This is a genomic window from Candidatus Cardinium hertigii, from assembly GCF_003788695.1.
The window spans coordinates 100,195-122,731 of record NZ_RARA01000026.1; the positions used below are offsets into that span (position 1 = coordinate 100,195).

13 protein-coding genes and 1 pseudogene (1 of these 14 cut by a window edge) are annotated in these 22,537 nt (G+C 35.5%); 8 read left to right on the forward strand and 6 right to left on the reverse strand.

The annotated features are described in order from the left end of the window. The 3 genes and pseudogenes from EDM02_RS06030 to uvrB all read right to left on the reverse strand — a co-directional run. Positions 1–72 (reverse strand): annotated as a pseudogene (locus EDM02_RS06030) (transposase) (its annotated part extends 543 nt beyond the left edge of the window); the annotation flags it as partial. Positions 73–162: 90 nt separating this feature from the next. After that, positions 163–3,096, reverse strand: coding sequence for a sodium:solute symporter family protein (locus EDM02_RS04315; RefSeq protein ID WP_123663362.1), 2,934 nt, complete (start codon positions 3,094–3,096; stop codon positions 163–165). Positions 3,097–3,300: 204 nt separating this feature from the next. Beyond that, positions 3,301–5,355 carry an excinuclease ABC subunit UvrB gene (uvrB, locus tag EDM02_RS04320; RefSeq protein ID WP_123663363.1) on the reverse strand — a complete coding sequence of 685 codons (2,055 nt, stop codon included), beginning with the start codon at positions 5,353–5,355 and terminating at the stop codon, positions 3,301–3,303. Positions 5,356–5,449: 94 nt separating this feature from the next. Between uvrB and EDM02_RS04325 the strand changes: the two genes are divergently transcribed. The 4 genes from EDM02_RS04325 to EDM02_RS04340 all read left to right on the forward strand — a co-directional run bounded on the left by EDM02_RS04325 (position 5,450) and on the right by EDM02_RS04340 (position 12,605). Then, positions 5,450–7,294 carry a tyrosine-protein phosphatase gene (locus EDM02_RS04325; RefSeq protein ID WP_123663364.1) on the forward strand — a complete coding sequence of 615 codons (1,845 nt, stop codon included), beginning with the start codon at positions 5,450–5,452 and terminating at the stop codon, positions 7,292–7,294. Between the two features lie 152 nt (positions 7,295–7,446). Next, complete coding sequence (locus EDM02_RS04330) at positions 7,447–8,931, forward strand: sodium:solute symporter family protein (RefSeq protein ID WP_123663365.1); 1,485 nt, start codon at positions 7,447–7,449, stop codon at positions 8,929–8,931. A gap of 199 nt (positions 8,932–9,130) precedes the next feature. Next, positions 9,131–12,007, forward strand: a complete 2,877-nt coding sequence (locus tag EDM02_RS04335) for a sodium:solute symporter family protein (RefSeq protein WP_478210133.1) — start codon at positions 9,131–9,133, stop codon at positions 12,005–12,007. Beyond that, a complete protein-coding gene (locus EDM02_RS04340) occupies positions 11,940–12,605 on the forward strand; it encodes an HD domain-containing protein (RefSeq protein ID WP_123663368.1) in 666 nt (221 codons plus the stop codon). Before EDM02_RS04335 ends, EDM02_RS04340 begins: the two co-directional genes overlap by 68 nt. A 334-nt stretch (positions 12,606–12,939) precedes the next feature. On the opposite strand, the gene EDM02_RS04345 is transcribed toward EDM02_RS04340, so the two are convergent. Further along, entirely contained in the window at positions 12,940–14,778 is a 1,839-nt protein-coding gene (locus tag EDM02_RS04345) for an AAA family ATPase (RefSeq protein WP_123663370.1), read from the reverse strand. A 253-nt stretch (positions 14,779–15,031) separates the two neighbouring features. Between EDM02_RS04345 and EDM02_RS06035 the strand changes: the two genes are divergently transcribed. After that, positions 15,032–15,154 (forward strand): hypothetical protein, encoded by a 123-nt coding sequence (locus EDM02_RS06035; RefSeq protein WP_260215007.1) that lies wholly within the window; start codon positions 15,032–15,034, stop codon positions 15,152–15,154. Between the two features lie 414 nt (positions 15,155–15,568). Here the strand turns inward: EDM02_RS06035 and EDM02_RS05575 are convergent, their stop codons facing one another. Further along, on the reverse strand, positions 15,569–16,798 hold the full coding sequence (locus tag EDM02_RS05575) for an RING finger protein (RefSeq protein WP_148053564.1): 1,230 nt from the start codon (positions 16,796–16,798) through the stop codon (positions 15,569–15,571). Positions 16,799–17,530: 732 nt separating this feature from the next. Here EDM02_RS05575 and EDM02_RS04360 point away from each other — a divergent pair. From EDM02_RS04360 to EDM02_RS04370, 3 genes are all read left to right on the forward strand, one after another. Then, positions 17,531–18,721, forward strand: coding sequence for an alpha/beta hydrolase (locus EDM02_RS04360; protein ID WP_123663372.1), 1,191 nt, complete (start codon positions 17,531–17,533; stop codon positions 18,719–18,721). A gap of 607 nt (positions 18,722–19,328) precedes the next feature. Next, positions 19,329–19,916 carry a hypothetical protein gene (locus EDM02_RS04365; RefSeq protein WP_123663374.1) on the forward strand — a complete coding sequence of 196 codons (588 nt, stop codon included), beginning with the start codon at positions 19,329–19,331 and terminating at the stop codon, positions 19,914–19,916. Positions 19,917–20,020: 104 nt separating this feature from the next. Next, positions 20,021–20,563, forward strand: a complete 543-nt coding sequence (locus EDM02_RS04370) for a hypothetical protein (RefSeq protein WP_123663376.1) — start codon at positions 20,021–20,023, stop codon at positions 20,561–20,563. A 253-nt stretch (positions 20,564–20,816) separates the two neighbouring features. On the opposite strand, the gene EDM02_RS04375 is transcribed toward EDM02_RS04370, so the two are convergent. After that, entirely contained in the window at positions 20,817–21,818 is a 1,002-nt protein-coding gene (locus tag EDM02_RS04375; protein ID WP_123663378.1) for a hypothetical protein, read from the reverse strand. Between the last annotated feature and the right edge of the window lie 719 nt (positions 21,819–22,537).

Sequence of the window (22,537 nt, forward strand, 5' to 3'; positions counted from 1 at the left end):
ATTCCAAGGTACAAGCCGAGCATTACAAATCAGAGATGTAGATAAATCAACAAATAGTGAAACCNTATACAGGTCCCCAAATATCATTTTAAGAGGTTGCTAGGGGAATGGTCTATCCAAAATGAACTAAAAGCATCTAAAAATCAATAAATAATGATATTCTTACTGCCATAACCCCAAAAATGGCAAAAAATAACAAAAAATAATACTGGAAAAATAGAAAAAATTATACTGTCGGCCTGTTGCAACGGCCTCGTAGTTTTTAAAGTGCATCACTTGCCTGCCTTCTACTGGTAGTATATAAAGGCATGTTAACATGGCTGATGTTTCTATAATTTCCGTATAGCCACCATGGGCTTGTACAATTTGCCTACTTTCCCACTGATAAAATTGTTTTTCTGTTTTAGGAATATACGTAAGTAATGATAGATCTTTAATATCATATGCAGATGCTATATTTTGTTTAGTAGTTTCAGTACTAAAACAAAAGGCTAATGCAGGTAAAATTAATTCTGCTTGGTCAATATCAGTAGGAGTGGTACCATTATAACGTAAGGTGGTATCGCAAATGGTTAACGTAACGGTATGGTCTGAAGCTTGCGTACTTTTACTAATCTCCCATAGGTTTAGCATTAAAAAACATTCAAAAAGAGTTGGATCTACTAATACATATTTAATTTTTGATTGATTATATAAAAGTAATTGTATGGGTGCTCCTAATGCCTGCGTAGTTTCATACGTTTTTAACATAACGGTTTCAAAGGCTACTTTTTGTAAAGTATGCTCATGCAATTCTAAACTAGGTTCTGCTTTGGTTTTCCTCAGTAATAAGTTGTGAAATTGATGCAATTTTTGTAGCAATAGGCTTAGGACCTCTTTCCTATTACCCTTTTCTTGAATCTTTGCATTAATTTTTTTGAATAAGTAGTTACCATAGGTCATGTCTAGTCTGGTCCAGTTCGCTTGGTGGTGGATGGCTTCTAAAGCAATTTTATGCTCATAGGTTCGTGTAAGGTGCATAACCTGGTATTTGGCCTCCGCTTTATTTTGTAAGCGCTTGTAAGTAGTCAAACCTGCTATAGCCGCTCCTACTAAAGCCATAGCATAAACAGGTTCTATATGAATTGTTTTATAATCAGATAAAAAATATTCATAAAAAGATATATAAGGAGGTATATAGTGATGCCCTACTAGCATGATACTTAACATGATGAAGCTGATAATAGGGGATAACAAAACAACAGCTAGACCGATGCTACAAATAAAAAGTGCACAAACCATAGGGCTATAATGGCCTAGTTTAGCAAATTGAAAGGGAGCCATAAAAAGCAGTATAAACAGAAGCCCAGGCCATATTTTATGAAGTAGATGATTCCCTTCTTCTTGGTAAGTGTGTAAAGCTGGGTAGATAGCTATAATGGTTCCTATAACCATTATAGCCATATATCCATAGATATAGGGCAAGAAGTACATTTTATGCATAAAAAAAAGTGCTAAGAAGGTATTACTGATGCAATAGATACCCAACCATATAAAGGTATTCTTGTTTTGAGGGAAAAAAGTTTTCCAATAGGTTGGAGTAAAAACAGCTTGCAACCGCTTGAATTGTTTTATCCACCAACGTTGGGTGGTTTGATTTTGAAGATCCCATGCACTGTAGTCTTGAATACCTATCCAACCGGTATGAGGGCGTTTAGGGAGTAGATAATGCGTAATTAAAAGCATACATGTACTAAAAATAAGTGCACAAAAAGTAATTTCTGGAGTAATAGTTTGAGATCTATAGTAGATAAAGTAAATCACTATCATAGTATGCATAATCATATTACCTAAAATGATAGTGGAACGGGTTCTAAAACCTAGGCTTGCCATAATAAATGGAACGGTAACAGCAGGGCTATATAAATAAACCGATTTGTTTAACAGTTGCGTAATATTGATGGTATGTAACGCAATCCAAATACTGATTATACCTATACATACAGAAACCATACGTACCATGGTTAAAGAAGGTTTTGCTATTGGCTTAGTTATTCCAGTAAGTATAGGCCATATGTCATTAGTAAATAAAATGGAGGCAGCATGTAATTGAGAGTCGGCAGTAGACATAAGTAGCGCAAAAATAGCGGTTACCAGCATGCCTTTCATGCCGGGGAAGTAAGCAAGATCAATAATATAATATAATACGTTCTGATTAGGTTTAATAATATGCTCCCCTATATGAAGCGCCATAGCCACCATTAAGAATAATAGGGGCACTAGTATGCGCAATATGGCAGTTTTATTAAATACTTTTGTTGCCTGCTGGATAGAAGAGGTCATATAAAAACGCTGGATACGTGCCGGATCAAAACTAAATACCGCATGCCAAATATAATAAGTTAAGATTCCTTTTAAAGCGCTATTCCATGTCAATACTTTTTGTATATCAAACGATGATAGCGTTAGAAGTTTTCTATACCCATTCCATGGGTTTGGTGCCTGGTATAGAAGTATAAAAATTAAGATGGGACAACAGAGCGTGAAAAATAGAAATTGATACACATCTGTAAATGCAACAGCCCTAGCGCCTCCCAAAGTAGCATACAAAATGACCAGTAATCCCAATATGATAGTGGCATAAACTGGGACTTGATGGATACTAGGCACTATAGTAGTGATAATTTTAAAACCAACCTTAATCTGAGCAGTTAGTAAAGCGATTGTCATAATAAGGCCCAAAATAGCTGTAGCTATTCGAACAGCTGAACCATAGATATGGCCCATAGATTCCGCTATGGAACAGTTTCCTATAAACGCCTTCATGCGTACAATTATTAGCCTGGAAGCTAAATAAAAAGTAAGAGGACTGGCTAAATCTTTTATCAGTTCGTAAAAGCCTTTGCGGTAATAAGCATCTAATCTGGAACTTAGTATGCCCCCCCCATAAATGGTGGCAACTAGAGAAAGTGTAATTACTATAGTAGACATTTTTTTATGCCCAACTGCATAGTCTTGGAAGTTTTTAATACTTCTGCCGTGGTAAAGACCGACAGCAAGGGTTACCATTAAAAATCCAGCTATAATAACAAGGTCAAGAGCGCGTAAAGGATACATTGCATTATATAGTATAACTTATTTAAACCAAACAGTTATAAAGTAATACAGAAAATAGTCCTATCCAAATAGATGTATATCCCAATCCATTAACCTATGTATATATGTAGTTAGTGGGGAAAGCTGGCAAGACGCACGAAGGTATCTATAAAAAACGTATCCGTTCAGTCACACCACTGAACGGATACATACATGCAACTATTTTTAAGATTTTATAGCGGTTTTTTTTGCCTTGCTATTAGGAAGTTTCTTTAAGTTTTCTATCGTTTCTTTTAATCGGTCAGCTTCCAGGAACCGGAGCTCTGCTGCAGCTTCGTACATTTGTTTTTCCAATATTTTAATACGCTCTACCATCGTTTTCTTTTTACCATAGGGAGTGGTAATATCAGAAACAGCAGCAACATCAGCTTCATCTTCGTAATGGATATAATATTGCGTATCCTTACAAGGCGTTTCTATTATTCCCTCTTGGAGGTCTATGTTCGCTTGTTTTTGTTGCACAGAGATAGGGGTAATATGGTGCTTTACATTATAATCTATTTGTAAATTGCGCCTACGTTTCGTTTCGCTAATGGCTTGTTCCATAGAAGCCGTAATGGTATCTGCATACATAATTACCCCTCCTTGCGCATGACGTGCAACCCTTCCTATCGTTTGAATAAGTGAGCGCGCATTTCTCAAAAATCCCTCTTTATCAGCATCTAAAATAAGCATTAAGGAAGCTTGTGGTAAATCTAAGCCTTCTCTTAGTAGGTTTACACCGACTAGGACATCAAACACACCATTACGAAGTTCATTTAGTATGACTACACGGTCTAATGTTTTGACTCCAGAATGGATATACCTGCAACGAATGCCGGCACGAACCAAATAATCGGTAAGTTCTTCTGCCATACGCTTGGTTAACGTAGTAATTAATGCCCGTTCTCCTTTTTGGACTACTTGATGTATTTCTTCTAAAATATTATGAACTTGATTTATACTAGGCCGAACTTCTATTTGCGGATCTACTAACCCTGTTGGACGTATAATTTGCTCTATAACTACTCCACCAGCTGCCTCTAGTTCGTAATCAGCAGGCGTGGCACTAACAAAAATAATTTGGCCAATCAACTTTTCAAATTCATTAAAATTTAATGGGCGGTTATCCATGGCAGAGGGGAGCCTAAAACCATGCTCAACCAAATTTACTTTTCTAGCTCTATCCCCTTTCCACATGGCTTTAAATTGAGGGATGGTAACGTGGCTTTCATCTATCACCATTAGATAATCTTGAGGAAAATAGTCTAGTAAGCAGAAGGGCCTTTCTCCAGCAGACCTACCATCTATATAGCGTGAATAGTTTTCAATACCAGAACAATAGCCTAATTCTTTTATCATTTCCAAATCTAATTCTGTTTTTTCCTTAAGCCGTTTAGCCTCTTCAAACTTACCTATTTTTTCCAAAAATGCAGTTTGCGTATGAAGGTCTATTTGAATTTTTTTTATAGCTTCCTGCAATACATCTTTACTGGTTACAAATAGATTCGCAGGAAAAATAAATGCTTCTTGTACCTCTTTTATTTTCTTTCCAGAAGAAGGGTCTATCATATAAATGGCTTCTAGTTCATCCCCCCAGAAGACAAAACGATAGGCATAATCTCCATAAGCCACAAATAAATCAATAGTATCTCCTTTAACACGAAAATGGCTGCGTGTAAACGCTTCATCATTTCGACTATAGAGCATATCTACAAATATTTTCAAAAGGTTATTTCGAGATAACTGAGTACCTGTCTTGAATAGATAGCTATTTTTTTTAAATGCTTCTGGTTTACCAATTCCATAAATACAGGAGACAGAGGCTACTACAATGACATCTCTCCGGTCACTTAATAAAGCCGCAACCGCACTAAGGCGCAAACGTTCTAGTTCATCATTAATGGCTAGTGCTTTTTCTATATAAACACCGCTAGTTGGTAAATAAACTTCTGGTTGATAGTAATCGTAATAAGATACGAAGTATTCAACAGCATTATTAGGAAAAAAAGTGCGTAGCTCGCTGTATAGTTGCGCAGCTAATGTTTTATTATGACTGATGACGAGCGTAGGCTTATTTAATTCATGAATCGTATTGGCTATGGTGAAGGTTTTACCAGATCCGGTAACACCCATAAGCACTTGGCTAGATATGCCTTGGTTTATATTTTGTACAAGTTCTATAATAGCTTTTGGTTGATCTCCAGCAGGTTTATAAGGTGATATAAGTTCAAATGTCATTTAGTAAATCCTTTTGATTAATTTCCGCTTGCTTATTTGGTTCAAATTAAACAAATTGTAATTAAATAAACAGAACATCCTTCTATCTACATTTATGCAAAATGCTATTTATTATTATAAAAAATATACTTGTCTATGTGGTTTGCTTCTCTTTTTACAGGCGTTTAATTGTGCAAACAAGCGTCCCAGACTTGTTCCACAACCAGCTCCTGTTCCGCCACCAGCTCCTGAATTTATCAAAACAAAAAATAGCCATCCATTAACTATAAAAGCATATCAGAAAGTTAGCTGTAACGAATATACACAAAAAAAATCCCTTGAGCCTCTGCCTAAGAAAAGTTATAAAAAAATATATAATTTTGATTTTGAAGATGCTATTCAAAAACTACGCGAAGCAGCTGATGCAAAAAGGGGTATTCGGTGGACATTAACAGGTGATACATTGCTACGAAACGCAGCTCAGGCCTCTGCTACCTTATATGTAGCAGAGGATTATGTTATTCAGATATTGAATATATTTCGAGCTGCAAAAAAAATCTGTGCATTATATGGCAAGAGCGGTTCTTTATTTGAAAAGCTGGCGACAAAATGTATGAATCAATATACATCTTTGGATTATGCAGAAGAAACTGAAGATTTTTGGATTAATAAGGTAAAAAGCACCAATAGCGTAGTGGTCATGAAATTACAGCTAATACTTTTTCCTGAAGAAGATAGTGATGCAATAAATCAAAAATTACGATTGGCAGAAAATTATGTTGGATTTGATGATACACATTATAATATCACAACCACTTTTACATTAGGAGAGCAACAATTTGCCTTAGAAGATAAAAAATGGTTGAAGTTAACTGAAAAACAGCAATCAGAATTTAAAAATAGGAAATCTAAAAAGTGGTATTTGCGTTTGGACCCATTTGAACAAAAATTAATTGATACCTATTTAAATAAATTTTTAGATGGAGCACATTATATTCCAACACAAATCCGGTATATTCCAGGGTGTAGGAATGCATATCAAAAAAGAATCCTTTCGTATGATCAAATGGGTCGAACAACTGTATTAGGCCATTATTATCATAGCGGAGCATTGGCTTCGTTTGTACCAGATAAAGACATTAGTGAACAAATTGCTAGAAATAATTGGTTGCAAGTAAGTGAACATACCAATAATATAAGCGTAATATCTTTGAATAATAATGTCAATATACCAGTTTTCGGAGAAAAACATATTGTAGAACAGACCCAGCGTATAGTAGGGGACAATACATTTATGTATGTACCGATAAATGCTTTTGGTACTTTTACTACGCCTATGTTTAAGGAGCAAATACATCAGTTATTACAGGAAACTTCAGAAGTATATCGTGATATCTATCCAGACCTATGTGCAGGATTAGCAAAAACCAACCCATTACCATTAGAAAATAATATATTTCAAGCGAAAATAGAAGAGATTGCAGATGCAAAAGATAAAAACTATTTTAATAAAATAAGGGCATTAAAAGAAGCTGCTGAAAATTCTAATGTAAAAAATAAGCGCATCCATAACTTTGATCAAATAACTGGGAACTATTATGCTGATATTGGAGCTAATTATATTGCCTGTACAACTGTATTAAACCAGCGTAAGGATAAAGCAGGCGCTTCTATTTTATTTAGCTGTAAAAGTGGAAAAGACAGAACTGGCTTTATGAGTTATTTGGTAGATGGGGAAATTATCCGTATGACTCATCCAGCATTAGATGCAGATCAAGGTACCAAACTTTATAAAGCCCTGGCTTGTGCTTCCCATCAGCAATTTTTGTCTTCATTAAATGGAGGTATGCCAGGTAGATTTGGTATGAAACCTGTAAGGCTAAATGAAACAGCCCGTTCTGTCCAGGCTTATAAGCAGCTCTTTCCTAGAACAGCGTCGTCAACAGTCATCCCTTTTTGATAAAATAGCCTTGTAACTTTATGTATCCGTAAATACGCATAGGCCATACCGCTGAACGGATACAATTTTTACACATTTTGGCTTATTTGCAAAAATAACCTTATAATATAGAGATGGATCGGTACTGTTTTTACTTATTTATTTGATTGTATATGATATCCTTGAATGTACCCCTCTTGATGGTAGTTGCCTTTTTGTTATTGACCCTAGCAGTAGGTCTTTACTATAGTAGAAAGACGACCACCTTACGGGAATATGCGGTGGGAAATAAACAATTTGCTACCGCTACCTTGGTGGCTACGACATTAGCGACTTGTTGGGGTGGTGGGGGGTTGGTACGTACGGTAGAACAGGTACATCATCTTGGTCTTTTTTATATAATATTCTGTTTAGTTTCCCAGGATCTCTGGATTATTAGCATATTGGCAGTACGTATGGGGCCATTTATGCAACATCTCTCTATGCCAGAAACGATAGGTAGTGTATATGGTAAGTACCCAAGGCTTATTACTGCTTTGGCCTGTATTGCTGCCTATATTGCTGGTCTTGCTGTTCAAATCACCGTAATTTCCAAGGCAATTAGCTTTTGCTTAGGTTCAGTTGACGCTGAGTTAGAATATTACACTACCATTTTAGCTACCTTAATTCTTATTTTCTATTCTACTTTTGGAGGTATTCGTGCGGTTACCTTTACGGATGTATTACAATTTATAACCTTTTCTATTATTATTCCTCTTTTGGCTGTATGGATGTTTCACAAGATCAGCAACTCAGTTGCAGAAAGCATTTCTTTTTTGCAGACACAAGAAAAATTTCAGTTTAGTAGCGTATGCCATTCTCATATTAAATTAACAGGTATAGTTTTATTAATTTTAACCAATCTAGTGTCTGGCATAGAACCCACAAGGATACAACGCGTATATATGTCTTCTGGTATTATACAGGCAAAAAAAGTTTTCTTATATGCTGGTTTATTTAGCTTGCTTATAATGATTTTAATATTATTAATCGGTCTATTTGTTTTTGTAGGAGCACCAGAACTATCTGTAAAAGAAATTTGGCCCTATATAATGAAAAATATTTCGCCTTTTGCTCAGGGCCTTATTTCTATCAGTTTATTGGCTATGACTATGTCTACAGCTGATTCTAAGCTAAATGCCTGTGCTGTTATGGTTAGCCATGATATCCTGGAAAGTATAAGAGGGATAAGGATTATTTCCAAGGCGTATCAATTTATGCTAGCTAGGCTGACTTCTCTAGTTATAGGCTTATGCGCTATGGTATTAGCTTTTTACCGTAATGATTTATTAGATTTACTTAAACTAACTTTTGCTTTTACCGTACCTATTATAACCGCTCCCTTTGTTTTAGCTATTTTTGGTTTTCGGGGTAGTGGGCGTACTGCTTTGATCGGTATGGCTACCGGTATAGTAACCATTATAGCTTGGGACCAGTGGATTGAACCCAAAACAGGCATAGATGGGTCCTTTGTTTGCATGTTAGCCAATGGCTTAGCTATGCTAGCTGCACATTACGTGCTGCCTCAGCCGCCCGGTACCGGCTGGGTAGAGCCAGATGATGAACTTAAGCAGATTAGGCAAGCTAATATACGTAAAAAAGAATGTTTGGCTGGCTAAATATTTAGAATAATCTTATGAAGATCCCATATAACCAGACAGATTATCTCAAAAAAATAGATGACACAAATGTGCTTTTTATACAAAATATAACCATATTCTTGGCTTTATGGCAAGAATAACCTATAATAAAAATAGTCGTTACTGTTTTTACTTATTTATTTGATTGTATATGATATCCTTGAATGTACCTCTCTTGATGGTAGTTGCCTTTTTGTTATTGACCCTAGCAGTAGGACTTTACTATAGTAGAAAGACCACCACCTTGCGGGAATATGCGGTAGGGAATAAACAATTTGCTACGGCTACCTTGGTGGCTACGGTGTTAGCTACTATTTGGGGCGGAGGGGGGTTGGTACGTAGTGTGCAACAGGTCCATCATCTTGGCCTTTATTATATAATCTATTCTCTTGTAGGTAATTTAGATTTCTGGATTATTATTAGTCCATTGGCATTACGAATGACGCCATTTATGAAAAACCTCTCTATGGCAGAGACAATAGGAAGTGTATATGGTAAACACCCAAGGTTTATTACTGCTTTGGCTTGTATCGGTGCCTCTATTGCTAGTTTGGCTATTCAAATCACTGTAATATCACAAGTAATCAGCATATGTATAGATAAAATTGATCCTAAATATATTACCATATTAGCTACCTTAATCCTTATTTTCTATTCTACTTTTGGGGGTATTCGTGCAGTTACCTTTACGGATGTATTACAATTTATAACCTTTTCTATTATTATTCCCCTTTTGGCTGTATGGATGTTTCACAAGATCAGCAACCCAGTTGCAGAAAGCATCTCTTTTTTGCAAGCGCAAGAAAAATTTCAGTTTAAAACCGTATTACGTTTTGATACTAAACTAGTAGCTATAATGGCGCTAATATTATCTGGTATGGCTGCTGGTATTAATCCTACAATGGTTCAAAGAATCTATATGTCTTCTGGCCCTATTCAAGCACAAAAGGTTTTTTTATATTCTGGTTTATTTAGTTTTCTTATAGACATTTGTATATTGTTAATCGGTCTATTTGTTTTTGTAGGAGCACCAGAACTATCTATAGAAGAAATTTGGCCCTATATAATGAAAAATATTTCGCCTTTTTCTCAAGGCCTTATTTCTATCAGCTTACTGGCTATGACTATGTCTACAGCTGATTCTAAACTAAATGCTTGCGCTGTTATGGTTAGCCATGATATCCTGGAAAGTATACGAGGGGCAAAAAAGGTTCCTTATACGCATCAGCTCCGTCTGGCTAAACTGACTTCCCTAGTGGTAGGCCTATTGGGTATGGTATTAGCTTTTTATCGAAAGGATTTATTAGACTTACTTAAATTAATTTTTGCTTTTACCGTACCTATTATAACCGCTCCCTTTGTTTTAGCTGTTTTTGGTTTTCGGGGTACTGGGCGTACTGCTTTGATCGGTATGGCTACCGGTGCAGTAACCATTATAGCTTGGAACCAATGGATTGAACCAACAACAGAAATAGATGGTGCATTTGTTTGCATGCTGGCCAATGGCTTAGCTATGCTAGCTGCACATTACGTGTTGCCTCAGCCACCAGGTACCGGCTGGGTAGAGCCAGATGATGAACTTAAGCAGATTAGGCAAGCTAATGCGCGGAAATGGGCACGTAGAAAAGAAGCCATTAAAGCTTTCTTTTCAAAAGATAGCTTGGCTAAACTTCCACCCAATAGGACTAAGATTATCGGTATGGGGATCTATGTTATGGTCACTGCTTTAGCGTATCTTGCTACTATTGACACCATAGATCTCATCTATTGGCCTATACTTCAAATTATTGCAGCTGCTTGTTTTTCAGGCTATGGCATTTTTATTCCCAAAGGTAAGTCTCCTACCTGGATCGGGGGGCTATATTGGCTTTTTGGGTTGGTTTTTTGTTTACCCGTTACTATGGTTTGGCTTTCTTGGCATACCACCAATCCCTTGTATACCGTAGTTTTATATATGATGCATTTGGCAGTAACCTTAGTAGCCTTTCCACTCTATTCTGCTCTAGTGATTGTACTATGTATGACTATTTATCCACTTTGCTGTATTAGAGATCCCATGTTATGGCCACCATTGGCTGTATTACTACCTACATTGGGTATAGGCTTACTGTTATTTACCCTAATTATTTATTATAGATTTAATACAGTGATCTGGACCAATCAGAATACCTACCTAAAAAATCAACAAAAATTAAGAGAAGCCCAAAAGCTAAAAAATCTCGCTTATAACTTGCATATTGATACAGCAACGGTTAGTAGCCAGGAAGAAGAAGATGGTATGATTTTAGAGAAAGTAGTAAAAGATGTTACGCAATCTGTTGCATTTATAGATAACGCAACGCCTCTCTACAAACAGGATTTCCAAAGTATTATTAATAAATTTTCCGAATGGGCTATTTTTTTAAAGCAACAAGCCAAATCTAAAGACCATATTCTTTTACAGCCAACTGCAATTTCTCTAAATCAACTGATAAATAAAATAGAAGTTGCTTTAGAAAGGGAAATGGAAAATGGCTCTAGATTATTTATAGAGCACAAAGATAATACGGTTCCAGTCAAGATCGTATGTGATGTCAACCAGATCATTCATTTATTGGTTACGGCTATTTTACGTACTGCTAAATCAGATGTTTTAGAGACGCAATTTGTAAGGGTATACTTGTATACCACCCATTTACAATATGAGGTCCATGAGCCCATCGATAATGGATATGCTCCAGCGATGGTTTTTTCAGCTATAGCTTTCGTAATAAGCAGCTCTCATCTACCCCTAGCGGAGCTACCCAAAGTGCAAAGCTATTATGAGCCTAATAGAGATAATAAGGAAACTAGTAAGCAAACTGCTTATAGACCTCTAGCACAAACGCATATAGATCTTGGCAAAAAGACCATAGAACGTATTATGCATACCCACTATGGCTATTTAGAAATATCCAACCAAGGNACTACTGGTGCTTCCTTGGGATGTAACGAAAATCCGAGAGGAGATGATCGCCAAACTACCGATTACACACTTAACGTCGGAAGCGCCTATCACTCCCAAGGAACAGGCTGATTCCATGATGGTGTTAATGCAATTTCATGAGTATGTCTGCCAAGTGGCTGAGGTGGATCCAGGGATGATTGCGGAAATACTTTTATTGCTTAGGCGTTGTTATGGCTTTAAACGCCATGCATCGGGGCAATTGTTTTATGTTCGTGCAGTAGGCATTGCACAATGGGTAGCTACTTGGATTTTCCACTCTCCGAAACCTATTTATGCTTCCCTGCTCTATGACCTAGTACGTTATACCCGTTTGCCTCTTTCTTATATTAAGGCCAATTATAACATGGGTATTTTCTGTTTTGTAGAAAATGTGTTAAACATAGACCAACACCAAGAAATGGCAAAATCTTTACTCCATATTACCAATCGCTTTAAAGAAGCCATCCACCAAGATCACGTTTCCGTATTGTATATCAAATTGGCAGAACGCCTTTATGACCTACACCATGCTGAAGGCTATACCAAGTTAGAAGAGGTTAAGTATATGGCCAAAGAGACCCTTACCGTAGATATTGAATTGGCTAAGAATTATTTGGAGCCGGAGATAGCAGCAGATCTAGAAATCGCAGCTAGGAAGGCACTGGAAATCTGTAAGGAAAAAGTATAATAATTAGTATATGTATTCGTTCAAATCAATCGTAACCTCAATCTTCAATCCCCAATCATCCGTGCGGCCTATGCGTATCCCTATTCGTACCAATTAGAAATTAATTTAGCAATTAAATTAAAAACATTTTTGCCACGCGGGTGAACGGACAATGGCGTCAACTTAAGGTTTAGCTGTTATTGATAACCAAGTAGAATAGGAGGGTAGGCTAATCATGAATTGCCTTAAGTTGACGCCATTGGGTGAACGGACACTTTTATAATTGTTATCTGCCTAAATAATCAACAGTTGGTTCACACTCGTGAAAAGCTATTATGCTATAATAACTTTAGATCTATTTATTTTCATTTGTACAGGCAGATACAGTATCAATTTGATACGCAAAGGCTACTTGCTTGCCACAAAAGGCCATAGAAAGTTTAAGAAGCTTTTTAACATACCTATGTTCCTTGACTTTGGTATCATATTTTTTATCTATAATCTGCTGCAAACCTATTTCGGCTACAGATGGTAAATCTTTTAGGGTTTTAGCTACTTTGTACTCAATAATAATGGCATTATCACTTCTACCAGCTTGTGGCAATAAAATAATATCCGCTCTACCACTACCTGTTTCTCTTTCGCTTTCTACAATATAATCAGGGGTTAACATAGCAATTAACCCCAACATAAAGCCACTATAAAATAGCTCAGCTCTGTTTTCTCCTGTTTGATAAAAACTTGTAGTGCTGCATAACAATTTTTGAAATTGTGTTTTAAATGCTTCTATATCTTCTACACGACAAGTAGGTAATAAAGCAATCAAACTATAGTATCTAACACTATCAATCTCTAATTGATCCGTAACCCATTGTAGAATTCTCGTTTCATAGATATATTTTACTTCTTCATTCGGAATAGATAAGGCATAAATGTTTTTTTCTGGACTTTTAGCAGTGGGATTCAAATAACCGCTAAACAATAACAAACTAAACAAACCCATCGGTTTAGTAATATCCGAGAAACTGATTTGTGTAGCAATAGGTGAAATAATAGGCTCCCCGGCAGTTAAATTTTGTAAATATACTTGCATCTCATCTGATAATAGCATTTTATCGATAAGCGCTGTCCCTCCACTGTCAATCCAGTAATAATCTAATTTACCTTCATTAGACAAACAACACATAATAGACCAGGGGTTATAGGTCACTTTGCCACCAAACGTATAGCCATTGTACCAATCTTTAATCTTAGCTGGATCTGTTATAGCAGGTAGCTGGCTTAACAGTAGCTCAACCTCTGATTGTGTAAATCCATAAAATGAAGCAAATTTCGTATCTAACAAAGTATATTCACGTACATTATTCAAATCAGAAAAAAGATTGGCTTTCGTAATACGCAATATACCGGTAATAACCCCTTTTTCTAAGTAAGGATTGCTTTTTAGGCTACTGCCAAATATAGTACGAAATAATTCCAATACTTGCTCAAATTCTTCTGGTTTATTGCCAAATCTAATATAGGAATTGTTAATAGGGGTATCGTATTCATCAATCAAGATGTACACTTTTTGGTTAAAATGCTTATACAGTAATTCACTTAAAAAACGCAAACTCTGTTTAAGATCATTTTTATCCAGTTTACCGGAAAAATAGTGATCGAGCTGTTCTTTTTGGGATTCTTTTAGAAAAGAGGTAGGATGAGAAATATAACTTTCTAGGTAAACATGTTGCAAAAATAAAGCCACAACTTGTTGCTTGATGTCTGCTTCAATATCCTGATAGTTACTGCCCTTTACATCTTTAAAATTTATGTAGATTACGGGGTATTTTCCTTGCTGCTCCATAGCATAAACATCCGTGTGAATCTTTAAAGCCGCTAACTGTTTTATACCTTTGATATCTAAATCTATATTACCTCCTGTAAAAAGTAACCGGTTGATTCTTTTTTCCTCTGGTAAAAGTTTACCTGCTTCATCTACTTCTATCTCAAAGAATTTCCGAAGCATATCCATATTTAAGCTCTTACCCCAACGTCTAGGCCTGGTAATAAGGAGCACTTCTGCACTATTTTCCAATAGTTCCTGAATCAACAAACTTTTATCTACTAGAAGATCACTATGTAACCGTAAGGTTTTAAAATCATCGCTACCTACCCTGATACGAGGCCATTGGTAATTTTTATTGCTAGACATAGGAGGAACTGGTTAGTATAAACGTAATTTTAATTTAATAAAATGTAGCCATAGCTGGCTATATAGAGCTAATCCATAATGCTGCAAATGGGGTTAAGATTTTTATGTGAAACACCTTATCCAGGTCCTGGACAATTTTTTACAAATACCTCATTTATCAATAGGAGGCCGTTTGTAGCAGACAATAGCAAAACTTTTTTCATATACAAGTTAATGTTTTCCTATTATTTAATAAGGTTTTTTTATCAAATGGTTGATATCTATTACAACGGCCTCACTGCCTCAGTCACCTGGTACTGGCTGGATAGAGCCAGATGATGCACTTAAGCAGATTAGGCAAGCTCATACATGGAAAAAAGAATGTTTAGCTGGCTAAATATTTAAAAAAACCTTATATAAAATTCCATATAACCACACAGATTATCTCAAAAAAGCAAATGGTACTATACGCATATAAATGACAAAAATGTGCTTTTTATACAAAATATAACCATATCCTTGGCTTTATGGCAAGAATAACCTATAATAAAAACAGATCGTTACTGTTTTTACTTGCTTANAATGTATCATACACTTTTTTATGAAATAATAAAAAAAGAATTTATTCGCTAAATAAGAAGCAATGTAGAAAATGCAAAAAAATATCCTATTCTACTTGGTTATCAATAATAGTTAAACCTTAAGTTGACGCCATTGACTGAACGGATACATCAAAATGGCGTATTACTCTTCCTCTACCTAATGCAATTGGTTCGATTTATTATTTATTTATTGATAACTATAATCTTTATCATGGCATTTCCGCTTGCTTTTCATCTATTATCTGATAGAGAACAAAAAGCTTTAAAGGCTCATAATACAATTCTCCCAGTGCCAATTCATTTTCTAATTCTTTACGTAATTCCCCTAAGGACAGCGGATTGAATTGTGCTCGAAATCCTCTCATATCATCTTCAGTCCACTGGTCTACTGTTTCCGCTCCTAATCTATTCATTCTATTTCGCTCATTTTCACTATTGCCACCTATTCGACAAATAGGACAACTTTCAACCTCACGATCTCTGAGATCTTGAAAACATGTTGCGTGAAATTTTACATGATGCGGACACGAAAGTGGAAAGTCCTTCTGTTCTAGAAAGTCATTCTCAATGTCATTCTGACAGAGGCAACAATTTTCTGGCTTTTTATCTTCTCCTGCTGATCCTCTTGCTTCTGTTCCTGCTGTGTTTGCTGTGCCTACCACATTCAGCTTCTGCGCCGCCATGTTTATCTTATGCTCTCTTTCTTCTGCACGCGCAGATGCTAGCTCTAGTAGCGCATTCCCTGCCAGAATACTTGCCTGCTCATTCATATCTCCCCCACGACGCAGCTTACACTTCACCCTGTTTGCCGCATCTCTCAGGTCAAAAAACTCATACGTAGCCGCCTCTACTAGTTCTTCCAGCCCATTATCTATCGCCCCATGCCTACTATAGTCTAGGTACTTCAGCGCAGACCCCACCATTATTGCCGCTTCCTGCAGCCTCCGCCATTGCGCCTCCTCTGCGTCTTCTAATGCGTCTTCTATTGCTATGTCGTCCCACTCTTCTACTGCTCCTGTTCCTGCTCCGCCTGCTCCTCCTGCTCCGCCTGCTCCTCCTGTTCCTCCTGCTATTCCTCCTCCTGCTCCGCCTGCTCCTCCTGCTATTCCTCCTCCTGCTCCGCCCGCTCCTCCTCCTCCTGCTATTCCTCCTCCTGCTCCGCCACCGCCTCCGCCACCACCTCCTCCTCTTGCTGTGCCATTAAATTCACCAACCATCAATTGATTTTTTACTGCTAGCACTTTGGTTTTACTGCTACCTATATCTTCTTTTTCTGATGAAATATCCTCAGGAATAATTTGACTTATTTTATTAGAAGGTTTATTTGTTTTTTTAAATCTATTAAAACCACAAGCAGATTCACCACTAAAAACGATGAAACTAAACAATGTAACAGGGATAACTATTTGCTTTGCGTACGGTTTATTTCGAATCTGCATTGTACTTTTTATTTTAAGATTTTAATAAAGCTCACTAAATGTAAGCGTACCACTTTTAATTTTAATTTTTACTCAATTATTTCCTTTTTGGAATTACATATATAAAACAAAAAAAATACATTAGCAATTTTTTGGAAACGCTTTTGAATGGAACAAAAGTTATATAACTGGAATCCAGTATATACTCGTACAGATCCGTTTATAATATAATAGATAGGCCTGGCCTCCAGCTTCCCTTCAGAACAATTCTAACAACCATTCTACACAACCATTTTACACAGGCCATGCCTGTAGTTATATAAGGGGATTTTTAATAAAGCATAAGGCCCTGCAAGCTAATGGGGCCATATCTATTTATTAAGCGTTAAGCGTTAAGCGTTAAACAAACGTTAAGCTTCTACAGCTTTTTGGTCTAGAGACGTTATTGTGCCACGAGCCTAAAGATAACTTTTGAACTTGCAAAGTTCATATTTTTATTGTAACCTAAACTTATTATGAATAGGGATATATTTAACGCACTTGCACTTGAAACGCAGTTAAAAGTCTGGAAATAGCTACTTAAAAATGCTGGAAAATAGCTACTTAATAGACATCTATCTTATCTTATCTTATGTAACTTTTTTGATAAAAAAGTATAGGGACATTTCAAATAGTGTGCGGGTCTTTTAAATGTGTTGCGTATAGTTACAGAATATACATTTACATAAAGCCACTTAAAAAATAAAAAAGTATATGCCAGCCTGCAATACTAACATAAAACAATATGGGTTAAACTTAGTTTTTGTAACCCTAACCAGTATATTGGTAGGTTGCACAAAAAATAGCGTTCAAATGCAAATGCATAGTTTGGAAAATCAGTTGCAGGTATTACCACAAACAGACAACGTAGCCATATCAGCCTTAGTCCAAAAGCCAGCCTTTGCTGTACTCCTCTTACATGGTTTAATGGCAAATTCGGACGAATTGCAACCTATTGCAGCAAAAACTTTTGCTAGATTTGGAGATTCAGTGCTAATTATGCAACCAAAATGTAGGGCAGGATATACATCTGTCCGTCAATCAACAAAAGATCAAGCAGAAAATGTTTTTAATTATATAAAATCTAACCTTACTGCATGTAATAAAAAAGCGGGAAGCTTTCCGCTTATTATCATTGGCTATAGCCATGGTGGTGTATTGGCTTGTATATTAGGAAATAATTATAGAAATAAACTCAATATTTTCGGAATTATTACCCTAAATGCCCCCCTAATGGGAACCCCTGTACTGGAGCGTAATTTTACTGACGTACAGGAATTTATATCTCATGCACAAGAGGGATTTCAGCTTATCGATTGTCCCCGTCCCCTATCCAAGATCCAACGGAATATGGGCATATGCGCAAGAGCACTAACATGGATACACTGGATACCATGTGTAAGAGGCTTAAAAGATATATTTCCAAAGAGTACATGTGTGGATGAGGTAAACAACTTCGTACGTCATGATGCTAACGAAATTCGTTTTTTACTTATTGGTAGCCATCAGAATGATTTTGGGAAAATATTTAATTTGGATCCCAATATACCTGAATATAATAGTGCTATAAAAAAATTAAATAATGCCTATGCACAATTTGTAACTGGAAAAAATGGAGGGCATCATGATACCTTGATTCCATTGCGTAGCCAACTCTGTAGAGGAGAGAGCTTTAGCGAATTAAGTACTATTATAGATACAAGTGATAATGATCCAATCATTATGGCTATGCCCAGTCAGCCCAATATAAAAGGGCATATTTATAGAGATATAACCCATGCTGGCAATCTAATTGTAATAGATACTGATTTATTTGTGAATAATGGGGAAACAGCACTTTATTCGAATCGTATTTTAAATGATTTAATAAAATTTATGGAAGAACAGGTACAAGGGCTCGTATAGCTCTAAAGATGTATCCTTTCAGTGGAGTGGCCTATGCGTATTAAGACCGTTGCAATAGAAAACAAAAATTTTATAAGAAAGGAAATATATACACAAGTGTTAATTAAAAGCCTTACGTTCTATATCTACCTCGTACAAATCTATAATCGCTAACCAAGATCGTACTTATCTATATCAGTATCATCCTCTTTTTTTTCTTTAACAGTATCGGAAAAGTCTTTAACCAAATTACTGCCCAAATCTCTTACCTCCGTTTGCACAAGCTTTATATCCTGTAAAAGCTTTATCTATTGTAAGATGCCAGATCCTATGTTTTGCAAACCTATACATATGTATAATACAATGCGAATGTATTAATAAAATAGTTGCCTATCAACATATTCAAGTTATCTAATCTGGTTGGGATTGGACTTTACCAAAAAAACGGAATAATATAACTACCTATCCTTAAAAAATCTCTTAAAAATGACCTAAAACGGTTAATTTTTTAGATTTTTTGTTTTTACAAAAAAAATTATTAAATTTCTGGGCAGTGGTATGTTTACTTTTTAATACAATGTAAAAATATACATGATAATCAATCAAATTAATATTAAATATAACGATCATGCATATTATTCAAATTATTTTTGCTGCTTTCTTGCTTTTCCATAGTTGTAATGATAACGCAAGTGTAAGAACAAAAAAGAATCAAATATTACCAAAATCATTACCTATAACCAAACCAACAACTATAACAGAAATACAAAACCTGACAGAAACAGAAGAGGAAAACCCAAAGCAGAAATTTCAAAATTTAGAAGAAGAGGTAATAAAGCTAAGCAATATAGCAAAAGAAAAAGATAATGAAATTGAAAAATTAAAGGAGAAGGTAATCAAACAATATAATATAATTGAAAATAAAGAAAATGAAATCGAAGATTTAAGTAATCAGTGTACAAGTCAGGGTAGTAATATAGTATATTACAAGGACCCATCTGAGGGAAATCAAAAACAGGAACTTCAAAAGTTACAAGAAGAACTAACGAAGCAAAATAATATAGTAAAAGAAAAAGATAATGAAATTGAAAGTTTAGAGAAAAAGAAAAAAAATATAAGGGAAAACCTTAAAGCCCTAAGAGATACATGCAAGGGCTTGCGCAAACCAATGACAAATACTGATAATAACAATAATGGTATGGGTACGGCTGTATAATAGAAACTGCTATATAAGCTATATAAGATAAGAAGAAAACAGCTATAAAGCGTAATCTCTTTGTACAGATATATGAAAACAGGAAATAATTAAATAATTAAAAAATGCATATTACAAAAAAATTAATAGGATGCATCGTTATGTTGCTATGTAATTGCCGTAACATCTATGTACACCAAATGATAGATAATACAAACGAAATCAACCAATTAAATAGCTATAAATCAAATGAATCAGATTATCAGAAAGAAATATCAGAACATATAACAGTTCTGCACAGCATTCTAGAAAAAGATCTGCCAGAAATTTTTCAAGAATTGCAAAACATACCCTTAAACGATAAAATAGCAAAGGAAAAAATCGCAGCATTAAAATCAACATTAGAAAAAATAAACATAGCATCACCATTCATATCAAGTTTAGAACCGCTATGCAGTAAAATACAAGCAAGCGAGACAAAAATCCTATTATTACAAGACCAATTAAAACAAGTAGAGGCGCCATTAGCAGAAGAATTGCAAAAAGCACAACAAGAAAATGCGCTATTATCATTAAGTAACAGACGATTAAAATGGGTTGGTGGTATTGCTCTATGCATGGTAGTAGGCGGGGGGATATACTACTATCGAGATAATATTACAAATTAATTGATGATTTTATCCATTTTTTTAAAAACCACTTCTTTTAAAGCTACTTTTTTTGCTTAATCAAAAAAAGTAGCCAAAAAAATCAAGCGCTGGTGAACAAAGCTGTTGAAAATTGCAGCTTTGTTCAAGGCGCGTTTTTTATAATCTTGCATTATTGCGCTATTTCTAATTGGTACGAACAGGGATACGCATAGGTCACATTGACTAAACGGATACACTAAACGAATACGCATAAGTCTTATTATAGCACAAATTAAGCTGTTCTTGGAGCAGGTACTGGTTGCCCAAGTGCCCCAACGGCAGCTTTCTCCGCTGTTATAAGTTGATTGTAATTAGGGTCGTTTGTAGTGTAATCATTAAAATCAGCCTTATATTTATCATTCAGATCTTTCACTGTTTGATCCACGATATCATTTATCTTCTCAACGATCTCCTCTACAGTATCTTTTATAGTCTTATCATTTATAAGAAAGCATCTATTCAAGAAATTATTCCCCGACAACAAACTCTCATAAGAAGCAATAATAGATTTCACTCTATTATCGAAATAACTGTAAAAAGCATTATCCGAATTCCGGGCGCAATTATAAGCAACTGTATTCAAAGCATTCAAAATATCTGCATGATTTACAGGATCAATTATACGCTTTATATTTGCCTTGTACTTATCTATAATCATTATACCAGTAGAATACTTATTATCATTTGCTTCTTCATCATTTTCTTCAGCAAATTCGGAAAATGCAGTAACCAGATTACTGCCAAAATCTCTTACCTCCGTTTGCACAAGCTTTATATCCTGTAAAAGCTTCCAGTTATCGTTAGATTCCCGGAAAGTCTTCAAATTTGCATCAACTGCCTGCGTCGCACACTTTGCTGCTAAACTAGCATATGCTGTATCATATGTTGTATCATCTTCATCATCCTCATCATCCTCTATATCAGATATTTCATAAGTTGTTGATTGATCATTTTGTTCATCTTCCTCCTGATTTTTATTATTTTCAATATTTTCACTCTCAGGAGCTATAGGCTCACAAACACTATCCTCAGAAGATGTATCAGTACCGAAGCCACTATCATTATCATCCAGATCATTAATACCCTTGATAACAGTGTGCTTAACATCAGTAACTGGCTTATCTCTCAACCATGTTTTGCAACCGCTATTAAAGGAAGCTAATGATACCGCAGCCAAGTAAAATGAAGGTTTTATTAATGAAGTTTTTATGTTTTTATTTATGGTATTATTCATTATAATATAATTTAAATTTATGTTTTTATTATGTATTGTTTATTTTCACACCCGCATCTTAACGCTAAAATGTCAATATAAAAGTGCCAATCAATCATTATCAAAGTGAAATCTTTTTCTCTATTTAAAATAATTCAGCACAATTCAGATATCTATTGTAAGATGCCAGATCCTAAAGTTCTGTAAACTTATACATATTTATAATACAATGCAAACTTAACAAACTTATTGAATATAATAACTGACTATCAACATATTCAAGTTACCTAATCTGGTTAGGATTGAGCTTTACCAAAGAACGGAATAATATAACTACCTGTCCTTGTACTCACATAGTGGGTACTATGCTGCGTGCGCTTCACCCTCGCGCGCCTTGCCAGCTTCCCAAATCCATTGAGTAACCGTAGAGGGCGAGTTTTGATTTTCAGCTTTCAGTCTGAAATTTTCAACAGCTTTGTTCACCAGCGCTTGATTTTTTTTGGCTACTTTTTTTGATCAAGCAAAAAAAGTAGCTTTAAAAGAAGTAGTTTTAAAAAAAAAGAAGTAGTTTTAAAAAAAATGGATAAAATCATTAATAATCTATAAAATATGGCTACCACGCAAGTGAACGGACAATGGCGTCAACTTAAGGTTTAGCTGTTATTGATAACCAAGTAGAATAGGAGGGTAGGCTAATCATGAATTGCCTTAAGTTGACGCCATTGAGTGAACGGATACCC

Excerpts from the sequence above, each read along its gene's own strand:
- EDM02_RS04315 (WP_123663362.1), bottom strand. The coding sequence starts at position 3,096 with ATGTATCCTTTACGCGCTCTTGACCTTGTTATTATAGCTGGATTTTTA.
- uvrB (WP_123663363.1), bottom strand. The coding sequence starts at position 5,355 with ATGACATTTGAACTTATATCACCTTATAAACCTGCTGGAGATCAACCA.
- EDM02_RS04325 (WP_123663364.1), top strand. The coding sequence starts at position 5,450 with ATGCAAAATGCTATTTATTATTATAAAAAATATACTTGTCTATGTGGT.
- EDM02_RS04330 (WP_123663365.1), top strand. The coding sequence starts at position 7,447 with ATGATATCCTTGAATGTACCCCTCTTGATGGTAGTTGCCTTTTTGTTA.
- EDM02_RS04340 (WP_123663368.1), top strand. The coding sequence starts at position 11,940 with ATGATCGCCAAACTACCGATTACACACTTAACGTCGGAAGCGCCTATC.
- EDM02_RS04345 (WP_123663370.1), bottom strand. The coding sequence starts at position 14,778 with ATGTCTAGCAATAAAAATTACCAATGGCCTCGTATCAGGGTAGGTAGC.
- EDM02_RS05575 (WP_148053564.1), bottom strand. The coding sequence starts at position 16,798 with ATGCAGATTCGAAATAAACCGTACGCAAAGCAAATAGTTATCCCTGTT.
- EDM02_RS04360 (WP_123663372.1), top strand. The coding sequence starts at position 17,531 with ATGCCAGCCTGCAATACTAACATAAAACAATATGGGTTAAACTTAGTT.
- EDM02_RS04365 (WP_123663374.1), top strand. The coding sequence starts at position 19,329 with ATGCATATTATTCAAATTATTTTTGCTGCTTTCTTGCTTTTCCATAGT.
- EDM02_RS04370 (WP_123663376.1), top strand. The coding sequence starts at position 20,021 with ATGCATATTACAAAAAAATTAATAGGATGCATCGTTATGTTGCTATGT.
- EDM02_RS04375 (WP_123663378.1), bottom strand. The coding sequence starts at position 21,818 with ATGAATAATACCATAAATAAAAACATAAAAACTTCATTAATAAAACCT.